Consider the following 16,888-nt stretch of genomic DNA (forward strand, 5'->3'; position numbering starts at 1 on the left):
GCCTATGGGCCAACTACGCGTCGCAATGATTTCAATGCACACCTCGCCGTTGGAGCAGCCGGGCGTGGGCGACGCCGGCGGCATGAACGTCTACACCTTCAACGTGGCCAAGGGGCTAGCCCGCCAGGGCGTGTGCGTCGACGTGTTTACGCGCGCCACCCGCCCCAGCCAGGGCGAGGTGGTCGAGGTGGGTGAGGGGCTGCGGGTGATCAACATCGTGGCCGGCCCCTACGAGGGCTTAAGCAAAGAGGAGCTGCCCACCCAGCTCGCAGCCTTCGCCGGCGGAGTAGTGCAGTTTACCCGCGCCCACGACCTGCACTACGACCTGATTCACTCGCACTACTGGCTTTCCGGGCAGGTCGGCTGGCTGCTCGCGGATCTGGCCGGGATCCCGCTCGTGCACACCGGGCACACGTGGGCCGCGGTCAAAAACGCGGCGTCGAATAGCGAGACGGAGGCCGAAGCCCGGCGTATCTGCGAGCAGCAGCTGGTGGATAACGCCGACCGCCTCGTGGTCAACACCGAAGACGAGATCGAGGAGCTGGCGCGCCACTACGACGTGGACCCGTGCAAGATCCGCGTGGTCACACCCGGTGCCGACACGGAGCTGTTTACCCCGGGCACGAACCGTAACACGGAGCTGGCTCGCCGCCAGCTGGGCATCCCGCTGCACGCAAAGGTCGTCGCGTTTGTGGGCAGGCTGCAGGATTTCAAGGGCCCGCAGGTACTCATCCGGGCCCTCGGCGAGCTACACCGCACGCACCCGGAGCTGCCGCTGCGCGCGGTGATCTGCGGCGGGGCGTCGGGAAGCGGTGCCAGCGTCGAGCGCTACGTGCAGCTCGCGCGGGAGGAAGGGGTCGCGCACCTCGTGCGCTTCCTCGGCCCGCGGCCGCCGGAGGAGCTGGTGGCGGTCTACCAGGCCGCGGATGTGGTCGCCGTGCCGAGCTATAACGAGTCTTTCGGCCTGGTCGCGGTCGAGGCGCAGGCCACGGGCACGCCGGTCGTCGCCGCGCGCGTGGGCGGGCTCCCGCTCGCCGTGGCGGATGGGTCCACCGGCCGGCTGGTGGATGGGCATGAGCCTGGCGCGTGGGCAGAAGCGCTCGGGGCCCTGCTTAGCGACGATACGCTGCGGATCTCCATGGGCGAAGCCGCCGTCGCCCACGCCGCCACCTTCAGCTGGCAGGAAAGCGCGAAGACGCTGGTGGGCGTGTACGAGGAGACGATCGCCGACTTCGCGCCGGGCGCAGGCGAGCGCCGCGCCATCGGCGGCTAGTTCGAGCTGCCCAGGCCCGCGAGGTTGCTGATTGCGTAGTTAGTGCCGGTGGCGGAAAGCTGGGCGGCGTGGTGGTTGGCGGCAAAGGCTGCGGTGTCCGCCAGCTTCTGGGCCTCATCGATGGTGCGGACCTTGCCGGCGCGATCGGCGACGATGGCGGCGTCGGTCTGCGCGGCGTCGACAGCCTTGTTCCAGGCTTCTTCGGGCGTGTACATCGGCAGGTCCGGGTTTTCCTGCTTGACGGTGTCGGTGATTCGCTGCTGCTCGGTGTTCAGCGGTGTGAAGTTGGCGTGCGGGGCGGTGGAGTCCTCGAGCTTGAACTCTTTGTTGACCTGGCCGTCGGGCACTCCGTAGGCGGTCTCGATAATGCGGTCGGCGGGCTGCGCCTTGCCCAGGGGGCCGAGCCCCATAGAGGTCACGCCCACGACGGCACCGTCGGTGGGGTCGTAGTTGATGCCGCCGGAATCACCGAACTGGTAGTACAGGCCCCAGCTGTAGACGCCGTTGCGGCTGCGCCCGATCTGGGTGCCGCAGCTGCGGCCCGAGGTGGCTCCGTCCTTGCAGATCGGCTCGCCGAAGTTGTCGGTGCTGAAGGTGTTGTGCGGCAGCGTCGACCGGTCGCGGATGCTGCGCAGGTGCACCGGCGCGCCGTGGGTGCGGCCGTCCGCATCGCGGGACTGGGAGAGGCTGGTGGCGGGCACGCCGTCGTGAAGCTGCACGATACCCCAGTCGTCGGTGTTGATGGTGTCCCAGAAGAACTCGTGCGGCCAGAAGGTGTTTTCGTAGTCGGTGGGCTTGTGTACCTTCCCGCGCGTACCGATCGGGAGGTACTGGCGGCCGATGGGCACGGTGACTCGCTCGCCCATCTTCGGGCTGTCTTTGTCTTCTGCCAGGCAGTGACCGGCGGTGAGCATGACGCGCTGCCCGCGGATCGTGCCGTTCGGCCCCTGGGAGCAGGCTGCTGCGGAAGCCTCCGGCGGGATGACCACGTTGACACCCCCGCCCGCGGGCAGGTGCTTCGGCGGATCCTGCGCGAACACGCGGAACGCGCCGCCCGGGGCGGCAAGCGCGGGCTCGGCGGCGTGCGCTGCGTTCACGGTGGGGGCGAGTGGGGCGATGAGTGCGGTGGCGAGCACGGCGAGTGTGGCGGTGCGGAGGCGGCGAAAGCTCACAAGGATCCTTTGCTAATAGACGTCGACGTAGCGGGTGGTAGATGTGACGATTCTAAAGCACGGGTCCGCGATTCGTGGCATGCTGGGGGTATGAGCAACGGAAAGCTGATTCTTGTCCGTCACGGGCAAAGCGAGTGGAACAAGTCCAACCAGTTCACCGGCTGGGTCGACGTCAACCTGACCGAGCAAGGCGAGAAGGAAGCGGTGAACGCCGGCAAGCTGATGAAGGAGCACAACGTCGAGCCGGACGTCGTGTTTACCTCGCTGCTGCGCCGCGCAATCCGCACGGCCAACATTGCGTTGAACGCCGCTGATCGTCACTGGATCCCGGTGCACCGTAACTGGCGTTTGAACGAGCGCCACTACGGCAAGCTGCAGGGCCTGAACAAGGCCGAGATCCGCGATGAGTTCGGCGAGGAAAAGTTCATGACCTGGCGTCGTTCCTACGGCACCCCGCCGCCGGAGATTGACCCGGAGAACGAGTACTCGCAGACGCACGACGTGCGCTACTCCTTCCTGCCGGAGGTGCCGCGAACCGAGTGCCTTCAGGACGTGGTGGCCCGCTTCCTGCCTTACTACATTGACGTAATCCTGCCGGAGGTGCTCGCGGGCAAGAACGTCATGGTCGCCGCGCACGGCAACTCCCTGCGCGCGTTGGTGAAGTACCTGGACAACATCTCCGAGGAAGAGATTGCCGGGCTGAACATCCCCACGGGCATGCCGCTGGTCTACGAGATTGACGCAGAGGGCAAGGTACTCAACCCGGGCGGCACCTACCTGGATCCGGAGGCAGCTGCCGCCGGTGCCGCTGCAGTGGCAAACCAGGGCCAGAAGTAGTTAGCCCACTTTTGCCTGCATGTCCCCATTACTCGCCTTCTTTTTAGGCGTTGGCGCCGCAGCGCTCGCCGCACCACTGGTGCAGCGGGCGCTGCGTTGGCGTGAGCGCAATCGCGACTACAGCGACGAGGCCAGCGAGGAAACCAGCTCGATTAGCCAGATGTACCACCTGGCCATCCAGGGATCGCCCACCGGAGTCGCGGTGGTGGAGCGCTCCGGGCGCGTGGCGCTGTCCAACGCACGTGCGCACGACATGTCGATTGTGCACGACGGGACGGTCAACCCCGAGGTGTGGACGGTTGCGGAGCAGGTCTTCGAGGACCAGGAGGAACACCTCTTAAACCTGGACCTGCCGCAGCGCGCCACGGGCAGCCGGATTCGGAACGTGCGCGCGGTGATCAAACCGCTCACGCTCACACAAAACTCGTATGCGGCCGTGTACGTGACTGATGAGTCGGAAAATGTGCGCATGGAAAACGCACGCCGCGACTTTGTTGCAAACGTGTCCCACGAGCTGAAGACGCCGGTTGGCGGCATGGCGCTGCTTGCCGAGGCGCTGATGGAAGACCCCTCGGACGTGGAGATGGTCGACTACTTCGGTACCCGCCTGCAAACAGAGGCGCACCGGATGGGGGAGATGATCACGGACCTGATCTCCCTGTCCAAGCTGCAGGGGGCGGAGCGCCTGCCGGACATGTCGCCGGTGCGCATCGACGAGGTCATCGACGATGCCTTGGAGCGCAACCACGTCACCGCCGAGGACCGCGACATTGAGCTCATCCGCGGCGAGCGCACCGGCCTGCACGTGCTGGGAGACCGCTCGCTGCTGACGGCTGCGGTGTCCAACCTGATCTCCAACGCGATCAATTACTCGCCAGATGGCAAGCCGGTGAGCGTGACCCAGAAGGTTATGCGGGGCACGGTGCTGCACCTGCGGGTGACCGACCGGGGCATCGGGATCGCGCCGGAGGACCAAAAGCGCGTCTTCGAGCGCTTCTACCGGGTCGATAAGGCGCGCTCGCGCAGTACCGGGGGCACGGGTTTGGGCTTGGCCATCGTCAAGCACGTGGTGGCCAACCACGGGGGTAACATCAAGCTATGGTCCCGTCCCGGCACGGGATCGACGTTTACTATCGAGCTGCCGATCTTCGACCCGGAGCGTGCTGCCGCAACCGCTGCAGACGCGAGCGTTGGGGCCGCGCAGCAGCAGATGCAGAGCTAGGAAGACGTAAAAGGAATAACAGTGACCACCATTCTCATCGTTGAAGACGAAGAATCCTTGGCTGATCCCTTGGCGTACCTGCTGCAAAAGGAGGGTTTTGACACGCTTGTCGCGCCGGATGGGCCGAGCGCGCTGGAGTCCTTTGCCGCCAATGACGTGGACCTGGTCTTGCTGGATCTCATGCTGCCGGGGATGAGCGGCACGGAGGTGTGCAAGTCTCTGCGCACCACTTCCATGGTGCCGATCATCATGGTCACGGCCCGCGACACGGAGATCGACAAGGTCGTGGGCCTAGAGCTCGGTGCCGACGATTACGTGACCAAGCCTTATTCCACCCGCGAGCTCATCGCCCGTATCCGCGCGGTGCTGCGCCGTGGCGGGGAGGGGGAGCAGTCACAGGCCGAATCCCAGGAGATCCTGGAGGGCGGCCGCGTGAAGATGGACATCGAGCGGCACACCGTGCTTATCGACGGCACGCCGGTGCCCATGCCGCTCAAAGAGTTCGACCTGCTCGAGTACCTGATGCGCAACGCCGGCCGGGTCCTGACCCGCGGCCAGCTCATCGACCGGATCTGGGGTGCGGACTACGTCGGTGACACGAAGACCTTGGACGTGCACGTCAAGCGCTTGCGCACCAAGATCGAGGAGCAACCGTCGAAGCCCAAGCAGCTGATTACCGTGCGCGGCCTGGGCTACAAGTTCGAGGCCTAAGCGTTAGTGTCGGCCGCGGGGTGAATGGACTTCGCCTCGCGCGGTACTTTCGCGCGGGCGGCGCAGTGGCGCGCCACAACCTCGTAGGGCTTTTCGCCGATCAACGCGGTGAGCTCGTCTTTCATTGACTGCCACACCGGAGTAGCCGCACCTTCGCCCTGCGAGGTGTGGCAGCTGGGGGCGCTGGTGCACCACCAGTCGAAGTCCTCTCCGCCTCCGCCCCACTGGCGACGGTCGTACTCGCCGATGGTGGTGCGCAGGATTTCCTCCCCGTCGGAGCGCTCCTCGTAGGAGTCCTCCCGGGAGAAGGGCACCTGCCAGCACACCTCCGGCTTGGAACCGATGATATTGCGCCCTTCCGCCATGGCCCACTGGTGCAGCGCGCAGCCAGGACCGGAACCCTCTTTGGTGCGGTTGGCAAAGATACAGGCACCGTCGACCACGCGGGTTTTGATGTGCGGGCCGTCGTCCTCTTCCTCCGTGTCGTCCCACTCCAACCAGGGCTCGAGCACGGTCGGGTCCGCGTTGGCGATGTAGGAATCCGTCTCCGCCGGGCGCAGCTGCCAGTACTTGGCGGGCATTTCCGCAACGGCGTTGTAGAGGTCGTCGCGGTCGGTTTCATCGGCGATGTAGGCACCGTGGATGCAGCAGCCGACGACCGGGAAGCTCTCGTCGATACCCAAGCACTCGGGCGTGCCGAAGCGGCACGACCAGGTGGATTCCAGCCAGGTCAGGTCCAGGCTGAAGTAGTGGGTGGGGTCGTCCGGGTGGACAAATTCGAACCACTCGCGGGGGAAGTCCGGGGGCGTTTCCCGCCCTGCCAGGATGGATTTTCCGGCGGGTGAGGTGGCGGGAAATCCAAGAAAAACTTCATTGGAGGCTGGTTGATTCACACCTCAACACCGTAGACCCATTACCCTGGTGGTGTGCGATTAGGTGTATTAGACGTAGGCAGCAACACCGTTCACTTGGTGGCGGTGGATGCCCACGCAGGTGGCCGCCCAACCCCGATGAGCGATTGGAAGCAGCCGTTGCGGCTCGTGGAGCAGCTCGATGCGGACGGCAATATCGAGGACAAGGGCGTCAACAAGCTTATCGACGCCGTGGACGAAGCCCGCGGCCTTGCCGAAAACCTCAAATGCGACGAGCTGCTTGCCTTCGCCACCTCCGCGGTGCGCTCGGCGACCAACTCCGAGGCCGTACTGAAGAAGGTGGAGAAGAAGACGGGGGTCAAACTCAAGGTCATCTCCGGCGAGGAGGAGGCCCGCTCCACCTTCCAGGCGGTGCGCCGCTGGTACGGCTGGTCCGCCGGCCGCATCACCAACCTGGACATCGGCGGTGGCTCGCTCGAGCTGTCCACCGGCAGCGAGGAGGTGCCGGACCTGGCCGTCTCCCTGGACCTGGGCGCGGGCCGACTGACCCACGAGTGGTTCGACACGGACCCGCCGGAGCGCAAGAAGATCAACGCGCTGCGCGACTACATCGATGCGGAGCTCGCGGGCCCGGCCGAAAAGTTCCACGCCCTGGGGGAGGTGGGCCTGGCCGTCGGTACGTCGAAGACGTTCCGGTCGTTGGCGCGCCTGACCGGTGCCGCGCCGTCGTCAGCCGGCCCATACGTGCAGCGCACGCTCACCGCGCCCGGCCTACGCCAGCTGATCGCCTTCATCTCGCGCATGACGGCAGCCGACCGCGCTGAGCTGGAAGGCATCAACGCGGACCGCTCCCACCAGATCGTTGCGGGGGCCCTCGTCGCGGAAGCTGCCATGCGTGCCCTTAATCTTGATAAGTTAGAGATCTGTCCTTGGGCGCTGCGCGAAGGCGTCATTCTGAAGCGGATTGACCAGGGACTCGCCCCAGGAGATGACGAAGGAGACCACGCCTAATGTCTGAGGATCAGCAGCTGACAGTAGCGGAGCTGCTCGCCCGGGCCCAGAAGGATAACCCCGACGCGGGCAAGCGCCGTCGGCGTCGCCGGAGCTTGGAAGAGGGCGGCGTCTCGGTTGCTGAGCTCACCGGCTCCCTGAAGCGTGTGGACGCTCGACCGCCGGAGCCGAAGCACTCGAGCGTGCCGATCGACCCGCCGGAGGAGCAGGCTAAGGATAAGGCTTCTGGTGCAGCTTCGGCCCCGCGCGAGGTCGAGGTGGAGAAGGTGGAGGTGAAGCGTCCGGAGCAGTCTGCGGCCGCAGACTCCGCAGACGCCAAAAAGTCCGCGGCCGCAGACTCCGCGGCACCTGCTGAGTCCGCTGAGTCTTCGGCACCTTCTGCTGACGAGACCGCAGTTCTACCCAAGGTGGGATCCGGTGTCTCCCGCCCGGTCAAGGTTGCGCCGGAAAAGTCCGCCGCCGCAGACTCGGCAGACACTGCCGCACTCGCTGAGTCCAAAAAGTCCGCCGCCGCAGACTCCGCGGACTCCGCAACGCCCGAGGTCACGGAGGTCGCCGAGGATGCAGACGACTCGATCAACCCGATCATGCTGGTACTTCTGGTCTTCTTCGGTCTCATCCTTGGCGTGCTTGGCTTCCTGGCCTTCCAGTGGATCTGGGCAAATGCGGCGACTGCCGTAGCTGTCATTGCTGGCATCGTCGCTGTGGTCGCGGTGATCTTCGGTGTGAAGGCGCTCCGCACTGGCAACGACGCACTGACGGTAACGATGGCGGGTATCGCCGCCGCGGTCATGGCCTTTGGCCCGGCCCTGATTTAACGAGCCCGGTACCCCCGTTCACCCTCCGCCGAGCGCGAGCTTGGTCGGAGGGTTTACGCTGTGCTGCATGGAACAGAGCACTACCGGACAACGAGTAGACGTCGAAAAGCAGCCCGAGGCGGCGGCCGAGCCGGTCGAGCCCGCGTTCCGCGGCCAGATCGCGATCATCGGGGCGGGCAGCATTGGCGAGTCGCTGCTGGCTGGTTTGGTGGCCAGCGGGATCGACCCGAAGCGCATCACGGCGACGAACCGCACGGCAGAGCGCGGCCAGGAGCTGGCGGATCGCTACGGCGTGCAAGTCACGGACGACAACAACGGGGCCGTCTCGGAGGCGGACGTGGTCTTTCTGTGCGTGAAGCCCTATCAGATCCTCGAGCTGCTGGAGGAGGTGAGTACCGACATCGCGGAGGCGGACACCCAGCCGGTGCTGGTGTCGATGGCGGCGGGGATCGCCCTGCACGCGATGGAGGAGGCGGTGTCCTCGGCGGGCGCGCCGATCGTGCGCGTGATGCCGAATACCCCGATGCTGGTGGGCAAGGGTGTGCTCGCAGCCGCCTTCGGCCGCTTTGTCGACGACGAGCAGCGCGCGCAGATCGCGGAGCTGCTGTCTGCCGCGGGCACCTTTGTTGAGGTCGAAGAGCACCAGCTGGATGCTGTCACCGCCCTGTCAGGCTCGGGCCCGGCCTACTTCTTCTTGCTCGCTGAGGCGCTTGTCGACGCCGGCGTGTCCCTCGGCCTTCCCCGCGACCTCGCCGCCGAACTCGCCTCCGCTACCGCCGCGGGCGCGGGCGCGATGCTGGAGGAGACACCGGACCCGGCAGCGCTGCGTGCGGGCGTGTCGTCTCCGGCGGGCACGACTGTTGCGGCGATCCGTGAGCTGGAAGAGTCGGGCTTGCGCGGCGCGCTCTACCGGGCGACGGAGGCCTGTGCGGAACGCTCGGCGGAGATGGGGCGCAAGTAGCGATTGACGGCGCGTAAGCCCCACCTTTCACACGAGTGCGTTGGGGTCGACTGAAAACACTCTGAAAAATTTTGGCACTTGAGTCGCATTCGGCCCTGGTTTCACGATAGGGTGGTTCAAGCACGTGCGTGTTCGTCCTGTGGGAGGGGAAGCCTACAGCGCGACCGTGCTGAAGGGTTAAATATTTCATGGCAAACGAAGATAAAGGTAAGTTTCTGACAGTCGCAGAGGTCGCGGAGATCATGCGTGTTTCGAAGATGACGGTGTACCGCCTGGTGCACTCCGGCGAGCTGCCGGCAGTGCGCGTGGGCCGTTCTTTCCGTGTGAACGAGACCGCGGTCAACGAGTACCTCGAGTCCTCCGTCTACGACGTGGGGTAGAAGCACTGCGCGAAGCGCTACCAACACCTCCGGCGTCGGGTGCCCTAAGAGTCAAGGGTGCGCGGCGCCGGATTTTTGGTGGCGGCACGCCGCGCGGTATGCTGTCAACCACTGAAGTTGGCGCGCGCCCGGCAGAGCGTGCACCTCGTGCTGGCCCGCTAGCCCCGTTTGATGTGGGGATGGTGGTCGCGCTGACTCGCACTGTACGTACACAAGAAACGAGGAAGCCCCATGGGTTCTGTTATTAAGAAGCGCCGCAAGCGCATGTCCAAGAAGAAGCACCGCAAGATGCTCCGCCGCACCCGCGTGCAGCGTCGTAAACTGGGCAAGTAAGCCTTATGATTTGCACCCGTCCCACTTGTTGGGGCGGGTGTTTTGCTGTCCGCGTGAAAAATTCGACCATTTTTCACCCGATTTCGCATACCCCCAGGTCGTTAAATGGTCATACGTGGAATTTTTCACGCTTTGCCATAAGCCGCACCATGCCGCAGGCAACAGCAACCACACCAGCCACGCAAGCCCCAAGCGCAACGCGGTTCCGGGCAAGCTTGCGCAGCGGCCGGTACTCGCGGATCGCCCACCCGGCCTCGCGGGCGTGGCGGCGCAGCGCACGGTCCGGGTTGATAGCCACGGGCGAGCCCACCATGCCCAGCATCGGCAGGTCGTTGATGCTGTCGGAATAGGCGGTGCATTTTGCCAGGTCGAGGCGCTGGATGGCGGCGAGCGCGGCGACCGCGTGCCGCTTGCCGGGCCCGTGCAGGATGTCACCAACGAGCCGGCCGGTAAACACGCCGTCCTCTTCCTCCGCGACGGTGCCCAGCGCGCCCGTAAAGCCGAGCCGCTCGGCGAGCGCCTGGCCGATCTGCACGGGCGTGGCAGACACCAGCCACACCTGCTGGCCTGCGGCGATGTGCATGGAGGCCAGGTCGATGGTGTCCTGGTAGGCCTTGCTGACCATCTGGCGGTCGACGATCTCGCGGCACAGCGACTGCAGCTCGTTGACAGATTTGCCCTTGACCAGGCTCAGCGCGTGCTCGCGCCCGGAGGCGATGTCCTCGTGGCTTTCCGCCCCGCGCAGCCGAAAGCGCAGCTGCTTGATCAGGGCGGGGAACAGCTCACCCGCAGTGATGAAGCGGCGCTTGGCCAGCCCCTCGGCGAGCAGGATCAGCGAGGAGCCCTGGATGAGCGTGTTGTCCACGTCGAAGAAGGCGGCGGCCTCGGCATCCTGCGGCACGTCCGGGTCGGGCGGGGTGATCTTGGTTGCGCCCGCGGTGGCGAACGCCCCGCCGACGGAGTCGACGCCGAGGGCGAAGTCGTCGATGGTCAGGCCGAAGGTTTCCTCGACGGCGGCGGCTGCGGCGGCTTCGCCGGCGGTGCGCTGCGCTTCGTCGTCAAGCGGGGGCACGGCGAGATCTTCGATGAATCGCCGCAGGTTGCCGTGGGAGACGGACCACGCGGCGAGCAGGTCGCCGTGTTCGCTCATGTCCTCACCTTTCGCTGTACCTTTCGCTGTGGGTGTTAGCTTGGAACATCGTACCGCTTGGTAGGCAATCATTCAGGAGGAAGCGTTGGGCAAGCACGTGGAGCTGATGGTGCGCGAGGGCTGCGGCTCGTGCGTGCGCGTGGCGGAGCAGATTCGCCCGCTGGTGCGTGAGTGTGGCGCGGAGCTTTCGCTTGTCGACGTCGACACGGACCCCGAGCTCGCCGCCGAGTACGGCGACCGCGTCCCCGTCGTGGTGATCGACGATGAGGAGTTTGCCTGCTGGGAGGTCGACTCGGACGACCTCGTCGCGGAACTCAAGTCGTAACGGGGTATCCTTTAGTTTGATTTTCTTGGCCGCGGAAGGTCTGACTGGAGTGATTGTGTGAGTGTGCTCGTCGTAGGGATGTCGCACCGTTCTGCGCCGGTGGCGCTGTTGGAGCGCCTGAGCATGGACGAGACGGTGCAGCACGATACCGCCGCGTCGCTGGTGAAGCAGCCGTCGCTGACCGAGGCGATGATTATTTCCACCTGCAACCGGCTCGAGGTCTACACGGTGGCCACAGCCTTCCACTCGGGCGTGGAGGACGTGCTCGGTGTGCTCGCGGAGGTCTCCGGTGTGTCGGAGGCCGAGCTGCGCGGTTACCTGTACGTACGCTACGCCGACGCCGCCGCGGAGCACATGTTTACCGTGGCCGCGGGCCTGGACTCGATGGTGGTGGGCGAGCAGCAGATCATCGGCCAGGTGCGCGCTGCCTACGTGGATGCGGCGGAGCGCGGCACGGTGGGTCCCACCCTGCACTCGCTGGCGCAGACGGCGCTGCACACGGGCAAGCGTGTCCACTCGGAGACCACCATTGATGACTCGGGTGCCTCGATGGTCACCTTTGCCCTCGACGAGGCCCGCCGCATCCTTAACATCGAGGACTTTCAAGGCCGCACCGCGCTCGTGCTGGGGGCCGGGGCGATGAGCTCGCTGGCGGCTACGCACCTGGGCAGGCAGGGGATTGACCGGCTGATCATCGCCAACCGCACGCGCTCGCGCGCCGAGCGGGTCGCGGAGCACGCGCGCGAGGCGGGGGTGGCCGCCGAGGTGGTGGACTTCAACGCCCGCGCAGGCGCGATCAGCCGCGCCGACATCACGGTGTCTGCGACCGCCTCGGACGACTTCACCATTACCCCGGAGGACCTCTCGGGCCCGACCATGCTGGTAGACCTGTCGCTGCCGCGCGATATCGACGACGCGGTGACCGAGCGCGAGGGCGTCCACCTGGTCAACATCGAGTCCCTGCACGACTCCCTGCGCGATGCGGACAGCGAGGATTCGCGCGCCCTGGTCAAGGCCGAGACGATCGTGCGCGAGGAGGTGGACACGTTTAGCTCCGAGCAGCGCGTCCGCGAGGTCGCGCCCGCAGTTACCCGGCTACGGCGCACCGCTAACGAGGTCCAAGAGCAGGAGCTCGAGCGCCTGCGGGCGCGTCTGCCCGAGCTTTCCGAGGAGGAATTTGGGCAGGTCGCCAGGACGGTGAAGCGCATCGTCGATAAGCTTTTGCACACGCCGACAGTGAAGATTAAGGAGCTGGCCGCCACCTCTGAGACGGTCAGTGTGGAGACCGCGATTGAGGAGCTCTTCGGGCTTGGCCGGTCGTCGGTGGCCGTGGACGCGCAGCGTTTGCCGCGGCCGGAAGAACTGAACGCGAAGGAGAAATGATGCTCAAGATTGGAACCCGCGGATCCCACCTCGCCACCACGCAGGCAGGGCACGTGCGCGACGCGCTCATTGCAAACGGGACCGAGGCCGAACTGCACATCGTGACCACCGCGGGTGATGTGAATATGTCCCCGGTGGAGCGCATCGGCGTCGGCGTGTTCACCACGGCGCTGCGCGAAGCGCTCGCGAGCGGCGAGGTGGACATGGCCGTGCACTCCTTCAAGGACCTGCCCACCGCCCCGGATACGCGCCTGCACCTGGTCACCCCGGAGCGCGAGGACCACCGCGATGCGCTCATCGCCCGCGACGGGCTGACCTTCGAGCAGCTGCCGCAGGGGGCGAAGGTGGGCACCTCCGCGCCACGGCGCGTCTCGCAGCTGCGCGCGATGCGTCCCGACCTGGACATTCGCCCGCTGCGCGGCAACATTGAAACCCGCATGAGCTACGTTCAGCGCGGCGAACTCGACGCGATCATTCTGGCGTATGCCGGCCTGAGCCGCGGCGGGTATGCCGACCGCGCCACCGAGGTCTTTGACCCCGACACGCTGCTGCCCGCCCCGGCGCAGGGCGCGCTCGCCGTGGAGTGCCGCGCCGACGACGCGGACAACGTGCGCGCGCTCGACGCGCTCATCGACGAGGAGGCGACCGCATGCGCGGCCGCCGAGCGACAGGTGCTCGCCACGCTACAAGCTGGTTGCACCGCGCCTGTTGCGGCGTACGCCACGCGCGCGGAAGACGGGGAGCTGACCCTGCGCACCGGGGTCTTCGCGCTCGACGGTAAGACCCAGCTCGTTGAGACCGTGACCGGCACCGATGCTATCGAGGTGGGCACCCGTGCGGCCAAGGCGCTGCTCGCTCGCGGCGCCCGGGCGCTGATGGAATAGTGTCACGAGTTTGGTTTTCAACGGTCTTCCATCTTAAGGTGTAGTTACCATACGTCGGATAGCCCCGACGCAATTGGGGGCCACACAGCGCACCGGAAGGTGCGTGCGGGTGGCTCCTTGCATGCTGCGCGCTTTTCGCGTGCGTGCGCCGGGGCCACTATTTTTCGCGCCTTAGAAAAGATCGTTCTATGACATTGCCCTCGATTACGCCCCCGCCGGGGAAGGTCATCTTCGTCGGTGCGGGACCGGGCAACCCTGACCTGCTCACCGTGCGGGCTCGCGAGGTGATGGAAAACAATTCTATCGCCCTCGTTGATCCGGAGGTCGCTCAGGGTGCCCGAGACGTCGTCGCCGCCGCTTTGCCTGTGCCGAAGGCAAAGATGGACGCAGCCGACGAAGCTTATGCACGCCTGGTTGCTGAAGCGAAGGAGGCCGGTGCGCGTCGTAAGCCGCCGCGCCCCGAGGACCCGACCGCGGCGGAGATCGAGGAGGTCGCGCTGTCCGGGGAGGCGATCGTCGCAAAGCTGAAAGCAGCGCTTGACGAGGCCGCTGCCGCGATCGAGCGCGGCGAGGCCGGCGACGGCGACGTGCTCCGGCTTGTGCGCGGCAACCCGCTCACCCGCGACCAGGTGATGGAGGAGATCTCCGCCGTCGCCGCCGCCGGGCTGGAGTTCCAGGTGGTGCCGGGGATGAGTCTGCCGTCGACGGTTCCCTCGTTTGCGGGCATCGCGCTGGGCTCGACGTACACCGAGGCCGACCTGAGCCAAGAGGTGGACTGGGACATGCTCGCGGCCGCGCCGGAGCCGCTGGTGCTGCAGGCTAGGAAGGAGCAGCTGGGCGAGCTCGCTGAGCAGCTGCTCGCGCGCGACATGTCGCCAGCCACGCCGGTGGCCGTGACCACGAACGGCACGACGCGCCTGCAGCGCACCTTCGACGCCACGCTCGAGACGGTGGGCAAGCTGGACGCGGAGCTGCCCGGCCCGCTGGTGGTTACAGTGGGGACTGTGGCTGATGATCGTTCGAAGTACTCTTGGTGGGAAAACCGTCCGCTGTACGGCTGGCGCGTGCTCGTGCCGCGCGCGAAGAGCCAGGCGGGCCCGATGAATGCCCGCCTGAGCTCCTACGGCGCGATCCCGCAGTCGGTGCCGACGATCTCGCTGGAGCCGCCGCGCAACCCGGCACAGATGGACCGTGCGATCAAGGGCATCGTGGAGGGCCGCTACCAGTGGGTGCTGTTCACCTCCGTCAACGCGGTCGACGCGGTGTGGAAGAAGTTCGAGCAGCTGGGCCTGGACGCCCGCGCGTTTGCCGGGGTACACCTGGGCGCGGTGGGGCAGAAGACCGCCGACGCGCTGCGCGCGCTGGGCATGTTCCCGGAGCTGATCCCGCACCGCACGAAGCAAAACGCCGCGGGCATGGTGGAGATCTTCCCGGAGTACGTCGAGGACATCGACCCGGTTTCCCGCGTGCTGCTGCCGCGCGCCGACCTGGGCACGGACGTGCTGGTTGACGGCCTGGTGGAGAAGGGCTGGGAGGTCGACGACGTGGTGGCCTACCGCACGGTGCGCGCCGCCCCGCCGGCCCCGGAGACCCGCGACATGATCAAGACCGGCGGCTTCGACGCCGTGTGCTTTACCTCCGCGTCCACAGTGAAGAACCTCGTGGGCATTGCGGGCAAGCCGCACCAGCGCACGATCATCGCCTGCATCGGCCCGTACACGGCCGAGGAGGCCAAGGCACAGGGCCTGCGCGTGGATGTCGTGCCCGAGGTCGCCGATGTGCCCTCGCTTATCGACGCCCTGGCGGACCACGTCGCCTCCCTGCGCGCCGCCGGCCAGCTGCCGCCGCCGCGCAAGAAGCGCCGCACCCGCAAGAAAGCAGAGCCGGCGAAAGCCTCCGGCGAGTAGGAGCGAAAAGGCGCGGGGCCTATGATGGGGGCCATGTCTACCTACGATTTGCCCCGCCGCCCCCGCCGCCTCCGTCAGAACCCCGCGATGCGAGCGTTGACGGCGGAGACGCGCCTGCACCCGGCGGATTTCATTCTGCCCACGTTTGTCGCCGACGGCATCGAGGACAAGCGCGAGATCGCGTCCATGCCCGGCGTCTACCAGCACACCACTGACTCGCTGAAGGCCCTGTGCCACGAGGCGCTTGAGGCCGGCGTGAAGTGCGTCGACGTCTTCGGCGTGCCGCGCGATGAGGACAAGGACGCCACTGGCTCGGTCGCGTGGGACGAGGACGGGGTGCTCAACCGCAACCTGCGCGCCCTGCGCGAGGAGTTCGGCGACGACCTGCTGATCATGGCGGATACTTGCCTCGACGAGTTCACCGACCATGGCCACTGTGGTGCGCTGAGCACCGACCGCTTCGGCAACGAGATCGTGGACAACGACAAAACCCTGCCGCTGTACGCCAAGATGGCCGTGGCGCAGGCCGAGGCGGGCGCCCACATTGTGAGCCCCTCGGGAATGATGGACGGCCAGATCGCGGTGATCCGCGACGCGCTGGATGAGGCCGGCTACCAGGACGTATCGATTATGGCGTACTCCGCCAAGTACGCTTCCAAGTTCTTCGGCCCCTTCCGCGATGCGGTGGGCTCCTCGCTCACCGGCGATCGCCGTACCTACCAGCAGGACCCGGCGAACATCCGCGAGTCGATCCTGGAGACCCAGCTGGACATCGACGACGGTGCCGACTTCGTCATGGTCAAGCCCGCCCTGCCGTACCTGGATGTGCTGCGCGAGATCGCCGACATGTCTCCGGTGCCGGTGGCGGCTTACCAGGTCTCCGGCGAGTACGCGATGATGGCGGCGGCTGGCCGCAACGGTTGGATCGACTTTGAGGAGACGATGATGGAGTCGCTGGTGTCGATTAAGCGCGCCGGCGCGGACCAGATCTTCACCTACTACGCCATCGAGGCAGCAAAGGAAGTTCGGTAGCACCTATGGTGAGCCTCCCGCCACAGAACCCGCAGTCGCCAAGCCACATCGCTCCGGCGGCTGCGCCGCAGCCTGACCCGCACGGGAAGAAGGGCACGCCGCCGGAGTCGGTGCGCTTCATGCTTACCTGCTGGGCCGTGATGATCGCCGGGGAGCTGCTCCACCAGATCCTCACCGTCGTGGTCACGGTGCTCGACCCGGCCGCGCTACGCGAGAGCGCGAAGCAGGCGGCGGAGGGCCGGGGCGAAGAGCTGAGCGACGCGATGCTCACCTTCGGGATCTACGGCTCGGTGGTGCTCATGGCGCTCATCCAACTGGTCATCCTGGGCGTGTTCGCCTACGCCCTGCGGACAGTGGCCAAGCGCGGGAAGTGGGCGGCGAACGCACGCCGCCTGCTGCAGGTTTTTGCCGCCTTCTTCGGGCTGCGCGTCCTGACCCTGTTCATGATGACGCCGGCCTCCGCCACCGTGCCGGTGGCGCTCTACGCCGCGGACGGGGTCATCCAAATCATCCTTGGTGTCGCGGGCGTGCTCGGGCTGGTCTACTCTACCCGGAAGGAATCGGTGGACTGGGTGGAGCCGAAGAAGACACGCGAGCCCAGCGGAGATGGTGAGTAA

At 66.4% G+C, this 16,888-nt stretch carries 18 protein-coding genes; 15 read left to right on the forward strand and 3 right to left on the reverse strand.

The genetic code is table 11. The features are described 5' to 3' along the window. Positions 1–4: 4 nt before the first annotated feature. Positions 5–1,273, forward strand: a complete 1,269-nt coding sequence (mshA, locus tag CIMIT_RS01235) for a D-inositol-3-phosphate glycosyltransferase (RefSeq protein WP_038588005.1) — start codon at positions 5–7, stop codon at positions 1,271–1,273. Here mshA and CIMIT_RS11975 read toward each other — a convergent pair. Continuing rightward, the gene (locus CIMIT_RS11975; protein ID WP_051904693.1) at positions 1,270–2,445 is read right to left on the reverse strand and encodes a chymotrypsin family serine protease; all 1,176 of its coding nucleotides are present in this window, start codon (positions 2,443–2,445) and stop codon (positions 1,270–1,272) included. The two genes, mshA and CIMIT_RS11975, sit on opposite strands and share 4 nt — an antisense overlap. Before the next feature lie 90 nt (positions 2,446–2,535). Here CIMIT_RS11975 and CIMIT_RS01245 point away from each other — a divergent pair, with 90 nt between their 5' ends. The 3 genes from CIMIT_RS01245 to CIMIT_RS01255 are packed head-to-tail and all read left to right on the forward strand — an operon-like array spanning position 2,536 to position 5,215. Further along, positions 2,536–3,282, forward strand: a complete 747-nt coding sequence (locus tag CIMIT_RS01245; protein ID WP_038588009.1) for a phosphoglyceromutase — start codon at positions 2,536–2,538, stop codon at positions 3,280–3,282. A 19-nt stretch (positions 3,283–3,301) separates the two neighbouring features. Continuing rightward, complete coding sequence (locus tag CIMIT_RS01250; RefSeq protein WP_051904694.1) at positions 3,302–4,504, forward strand: sensor histidine kinase; 1,203 nt, start codon at positions 3,302–3,304, stop codon at positions 4,502–4,504. Positions 4,505–4,525: 21 nt separating this feature from the next. Next, a complete protein-coding gene (locus tag CIMIT_RS01255; protein ID WP_038588012.1) occupies positions 4,526–5,215 on the forward strand; it encodes a response regulator transcription factor in 690 nt (229 codons plus the stop codon). Here CIMIT_RS01255 and CIMIT_RS01260 read toward each other — a convergent pair. Beyond that, complete coding sequence (locus CIMIT_RS01260; RefSeq protein WP_038588015.1) at positions 5,212–6,108, reverse strand: hypothetical protein; 897 nt, start codon at positions 6,106–6,108, stop codon at positions 5,212–5,214. The genes CIMIT_RS01255 and CIMIT_RS01260 overlap by 4 nt on opposite strands. 33 nt (positions 6,109–6,141) lie before the next feature. Here CIMIT_RS01260 and CIMIT_RS01265 point away from each other — a divergent pair, with 33 nt between their 5' ends. From CIMIT_RS01265 to CIMIT_RS12280, 5 genes are all read left to right on the forward strand, one after another. Beyond that, entirely contained in the window at positions 6,142–7,098 is a 957-nt protein-coding gene (locus tag CIMIT_RS01265) for a Ppx/GppA family phosphatase (protein WP_038588017.1), read from the forward strand. After that, positions 7,098–7,916 carry a phage holin family protein gene (locus CIMIT_RS01270; protein ID WP_038588020.1) on the forward strand — a complete coding sequence of 273 codons (819 nt, stop codon included), beginning with the start codon at positions 7,098–7,100 and terminating at the stop codon, positions 7,914–7,916. Before CIMIT_RS01265 ends, CIMIT_RS01270 begins: the two co-directional genes overlap by 1 nt. Before the next feature lie 67 nt (positions 7,917–7,983). Then, complete coding sequence (gene proC / locus CIMIT_RS01275; RefSeq protein WP_084674232.1) at positions 7,984–8,877, forward strand: pyrroline-5-carboxylate reductase; 894 nt, start codon at positions 7,984–7,986, stop codon at positions 8,875–8,877. Positions 8,878–9,065: 188 nt separating this feature from the next. After that, a complete protein-coding gene (locus tag CIMIT_RS01280) occupies positions 9,066–9,257 on the forward strand; it encodes a helix-turn-helix domain-containing protein (protein ID WP_038588022.1) in 192 nt (63 codons plus the stop codon). A gap of 231 nt (positions 9,258–9,488) precedes the next feature. Further along, positions 9,489–9,590 carry a 30S ribosomal protein bS22 gene (locus CIMIT_RS12280; protein WP_003855542.1) on the forward strand — a complete coding sequence of 34 codons (102 nt, stop codon included), beginning with the start codon at positions 9,489–9,491 and terminating at the stop codon, positions 9,588–9,590. Positions 9,591–9,699: 109 nt separating this feature from the next. Here the strand turns inward: CIMIT_RS12280 and CIMIT_RS01285 are convergent, their stop codons facing one another. Further along, positions 9,700–10,740: an HAD family hydrolase gene (locus CIMIT_RS01285; protein WP_038588025.1), complete on the reverse strand. Its 1,041-nt coding sequence runs from the start codon at positions 10,738–10,740 to the stop codon at positions 9,700–9,702. 106 nt (positions 10,741–10,846) lie between these two features. Between CIMIT_RS01285 and CIMIT_RS01290 the strand changes: the two genes are divergently transcribed. The 6 genes from CIMIT_RS01290 to CIMIT_RS01315 all read left to right on the forward strand — a co-directional run bounded on the left by CIMIT_RS01290 (position 10,847) and on the right by CIMIT_RS01315 (position 16,888). After that, positions 10,847–11,065, forward strand: coding sequence for a glutaredoxin family protein (locus tag CIMIT_RS01290; protein WP_038593647.1), 219 nt, complete (start codon positions 10,847–10,849; stop codon positions 11,063–11,065). A 57-nt stretch (positions 11,066–11,122) separates the two neighbouring features. Then, complete coding sequence (locus tag CIMIT_RS01295; protein ID WP_084674234.1) at positions 11,123–12,448, forward strand: glutamyl-tRNA reductase; 1,326 nt, start codon at positions 11,123–11,125, stop codon at positions 12,446–12,448. Next, on the forward strand, positions 12,448–13,332 hold the full coding sequence (hemC, locus tag CIMIT_RS01300) for a hydroxymethylbilane synthase (RefSeq protein ID WP_038588031.1): 885 nt from the start codon (positions 12,448–12,450) through the stop codon (positions 13,330–13,332). Before CIMIT_RS01295 ends, hemC begins: the two co-directional genes overlap by 1 nt. Before the next feature lie 188 nt (positions 13,333–13,520). Next, positions 13,521–15,239 carry a bifunctional uroporphyrinogen-III C-methyltransferase/uroporphyrinogen-III synthase gene (locus tag CIMIT_RS01305; protein WP_038588034.1) on the forward strand — a complete coding sequence of 573 codons (1,719 nt, stop codon included), beginning with the start codon at positions 13,521–13,523 and terminating at the stop codon, positions 15,237–15,239. A gap of 33 nt (positions 15,240–15,272) precedes the next feature. Then, complete coding sequence (hemB, locus tag CIMIT_RS01310; RefSeq protein WP_095066799.1) at positions 15,273–16,271, forward strand: porphobilinogen synthase; 999 nt, start codon at positions 15,273–15,275, stop codon at positions 16,269–16,271. Between the two features lie 5 nt (positions 16,272–16,276). Then, a complete protein-coding gene (locus tag CIMIT_RS01315) occupies positions 16,277–16,888 on the forward strand; it encodes a hypothetical protein (protein WP_051904695.1) in 612 nt (203 codons plus the stop codon).

Origin of the sequence: Corynebacterium imitans, assembly GCF_000739455.1 — a bacterium.
Lineage (GTDB): Bacteria > Actinomycetota > Actinomycetes > Mycobacteriales > Mycobacteriaceae > Corynebacterium > Corynebacterium imitans.

Bases quoted from the DNA above. Each gene is read 5' to 3' on its own strand.
- mshA (WP_038588005.1), top strand. From the start codon at position 5: ATGGGCCAACTACGCGTCGCAATGATTTCAATGCACACCTCGCCGTTG.
- CIMIT_RS01245 (WP_038588009.1), top strand. From the start codon at position 2,536: ATGAGCAACGGAAAGCTGATTCTTGTCCGTCACGGGCAAAGCGAGTGG.
- CIMIT_RS01250 (WP_051904694.1), top strand. From the start codon at position 3,302: ATGTCCCCATTACTCGCCTTCTTTTTAGGCGTTGGCGCCGCAGCGCTC.
- CIMIT_RS01270 (WP_038588020.1), top strand. From the start codon at position 7,098: ATGTCTGAGGATCAGCAGCTGACAGTAGCGGAGCTGCTCGCCCGGGCC.
- proC (WP_084674232.1), top strand. From the start codon at position 7,984: ATGGAACAGAGCACTACCGGACAACGAGTAGACGTCGAAAAGCAGCCC.
- CIMIT_RS01280 (WP_038588022.1), top strand. From the start codon at position 9,066: ATGGCAAACGAAGATAAAGGTAAGTTTCTGACAGTCGCAGAGGTCGCG.
- CIMIT_RS12280 (WP_003855542.1), top strand. From the start codon at position 9,489: ATGGGTTCTGTTATTAAGAAGCGCCGCAAGCGCATGTCCAAGAAGAAG.
- CIMIT_RS01285 (WP_038588025.1), bottom strand. From the start codon at position 10,740: ATGAGCGAACACGGCGACCTGCTCGCCGCGTGGTCCGTCTCCCACGGC.
- CIMIT_RS01290 (WP_038593647.1), top strand. From the start codon at position 10,847: ATGGTGCGCGAGGGCTGCGGCTCGTGCGTGCGCGTGGCGGAGCAGATT.
- hemC (WP_038588031.1), top strand. From the start codon at position 12,448: ATGCTCAAGATTGGAACCCGCGGATCCCACCTCGCCACCACGCAGGCA.
- CIMIT_RS01305 (WP_038588034.1), top strand. From the start codon at position 13,521: ATGACATTGCCCTCGATTACGCCCCCGCCGGGGAAGGTCATCTTCGTC.
- hemB (WP_095066799.1), top strand. From the start codon at position 15,273: ATGTCTACCTACGATTTGCCCCGCCGCCCCCGCCGCCTCCGTCAGAAC.
- CIMIT_RS01315 (WP_051904695.1), top strand. From the start codon at position 16,277: ATGGTGAGCCTCCCGCCACAGAACCCGCAGTCGCCAAGCCACATCGCT.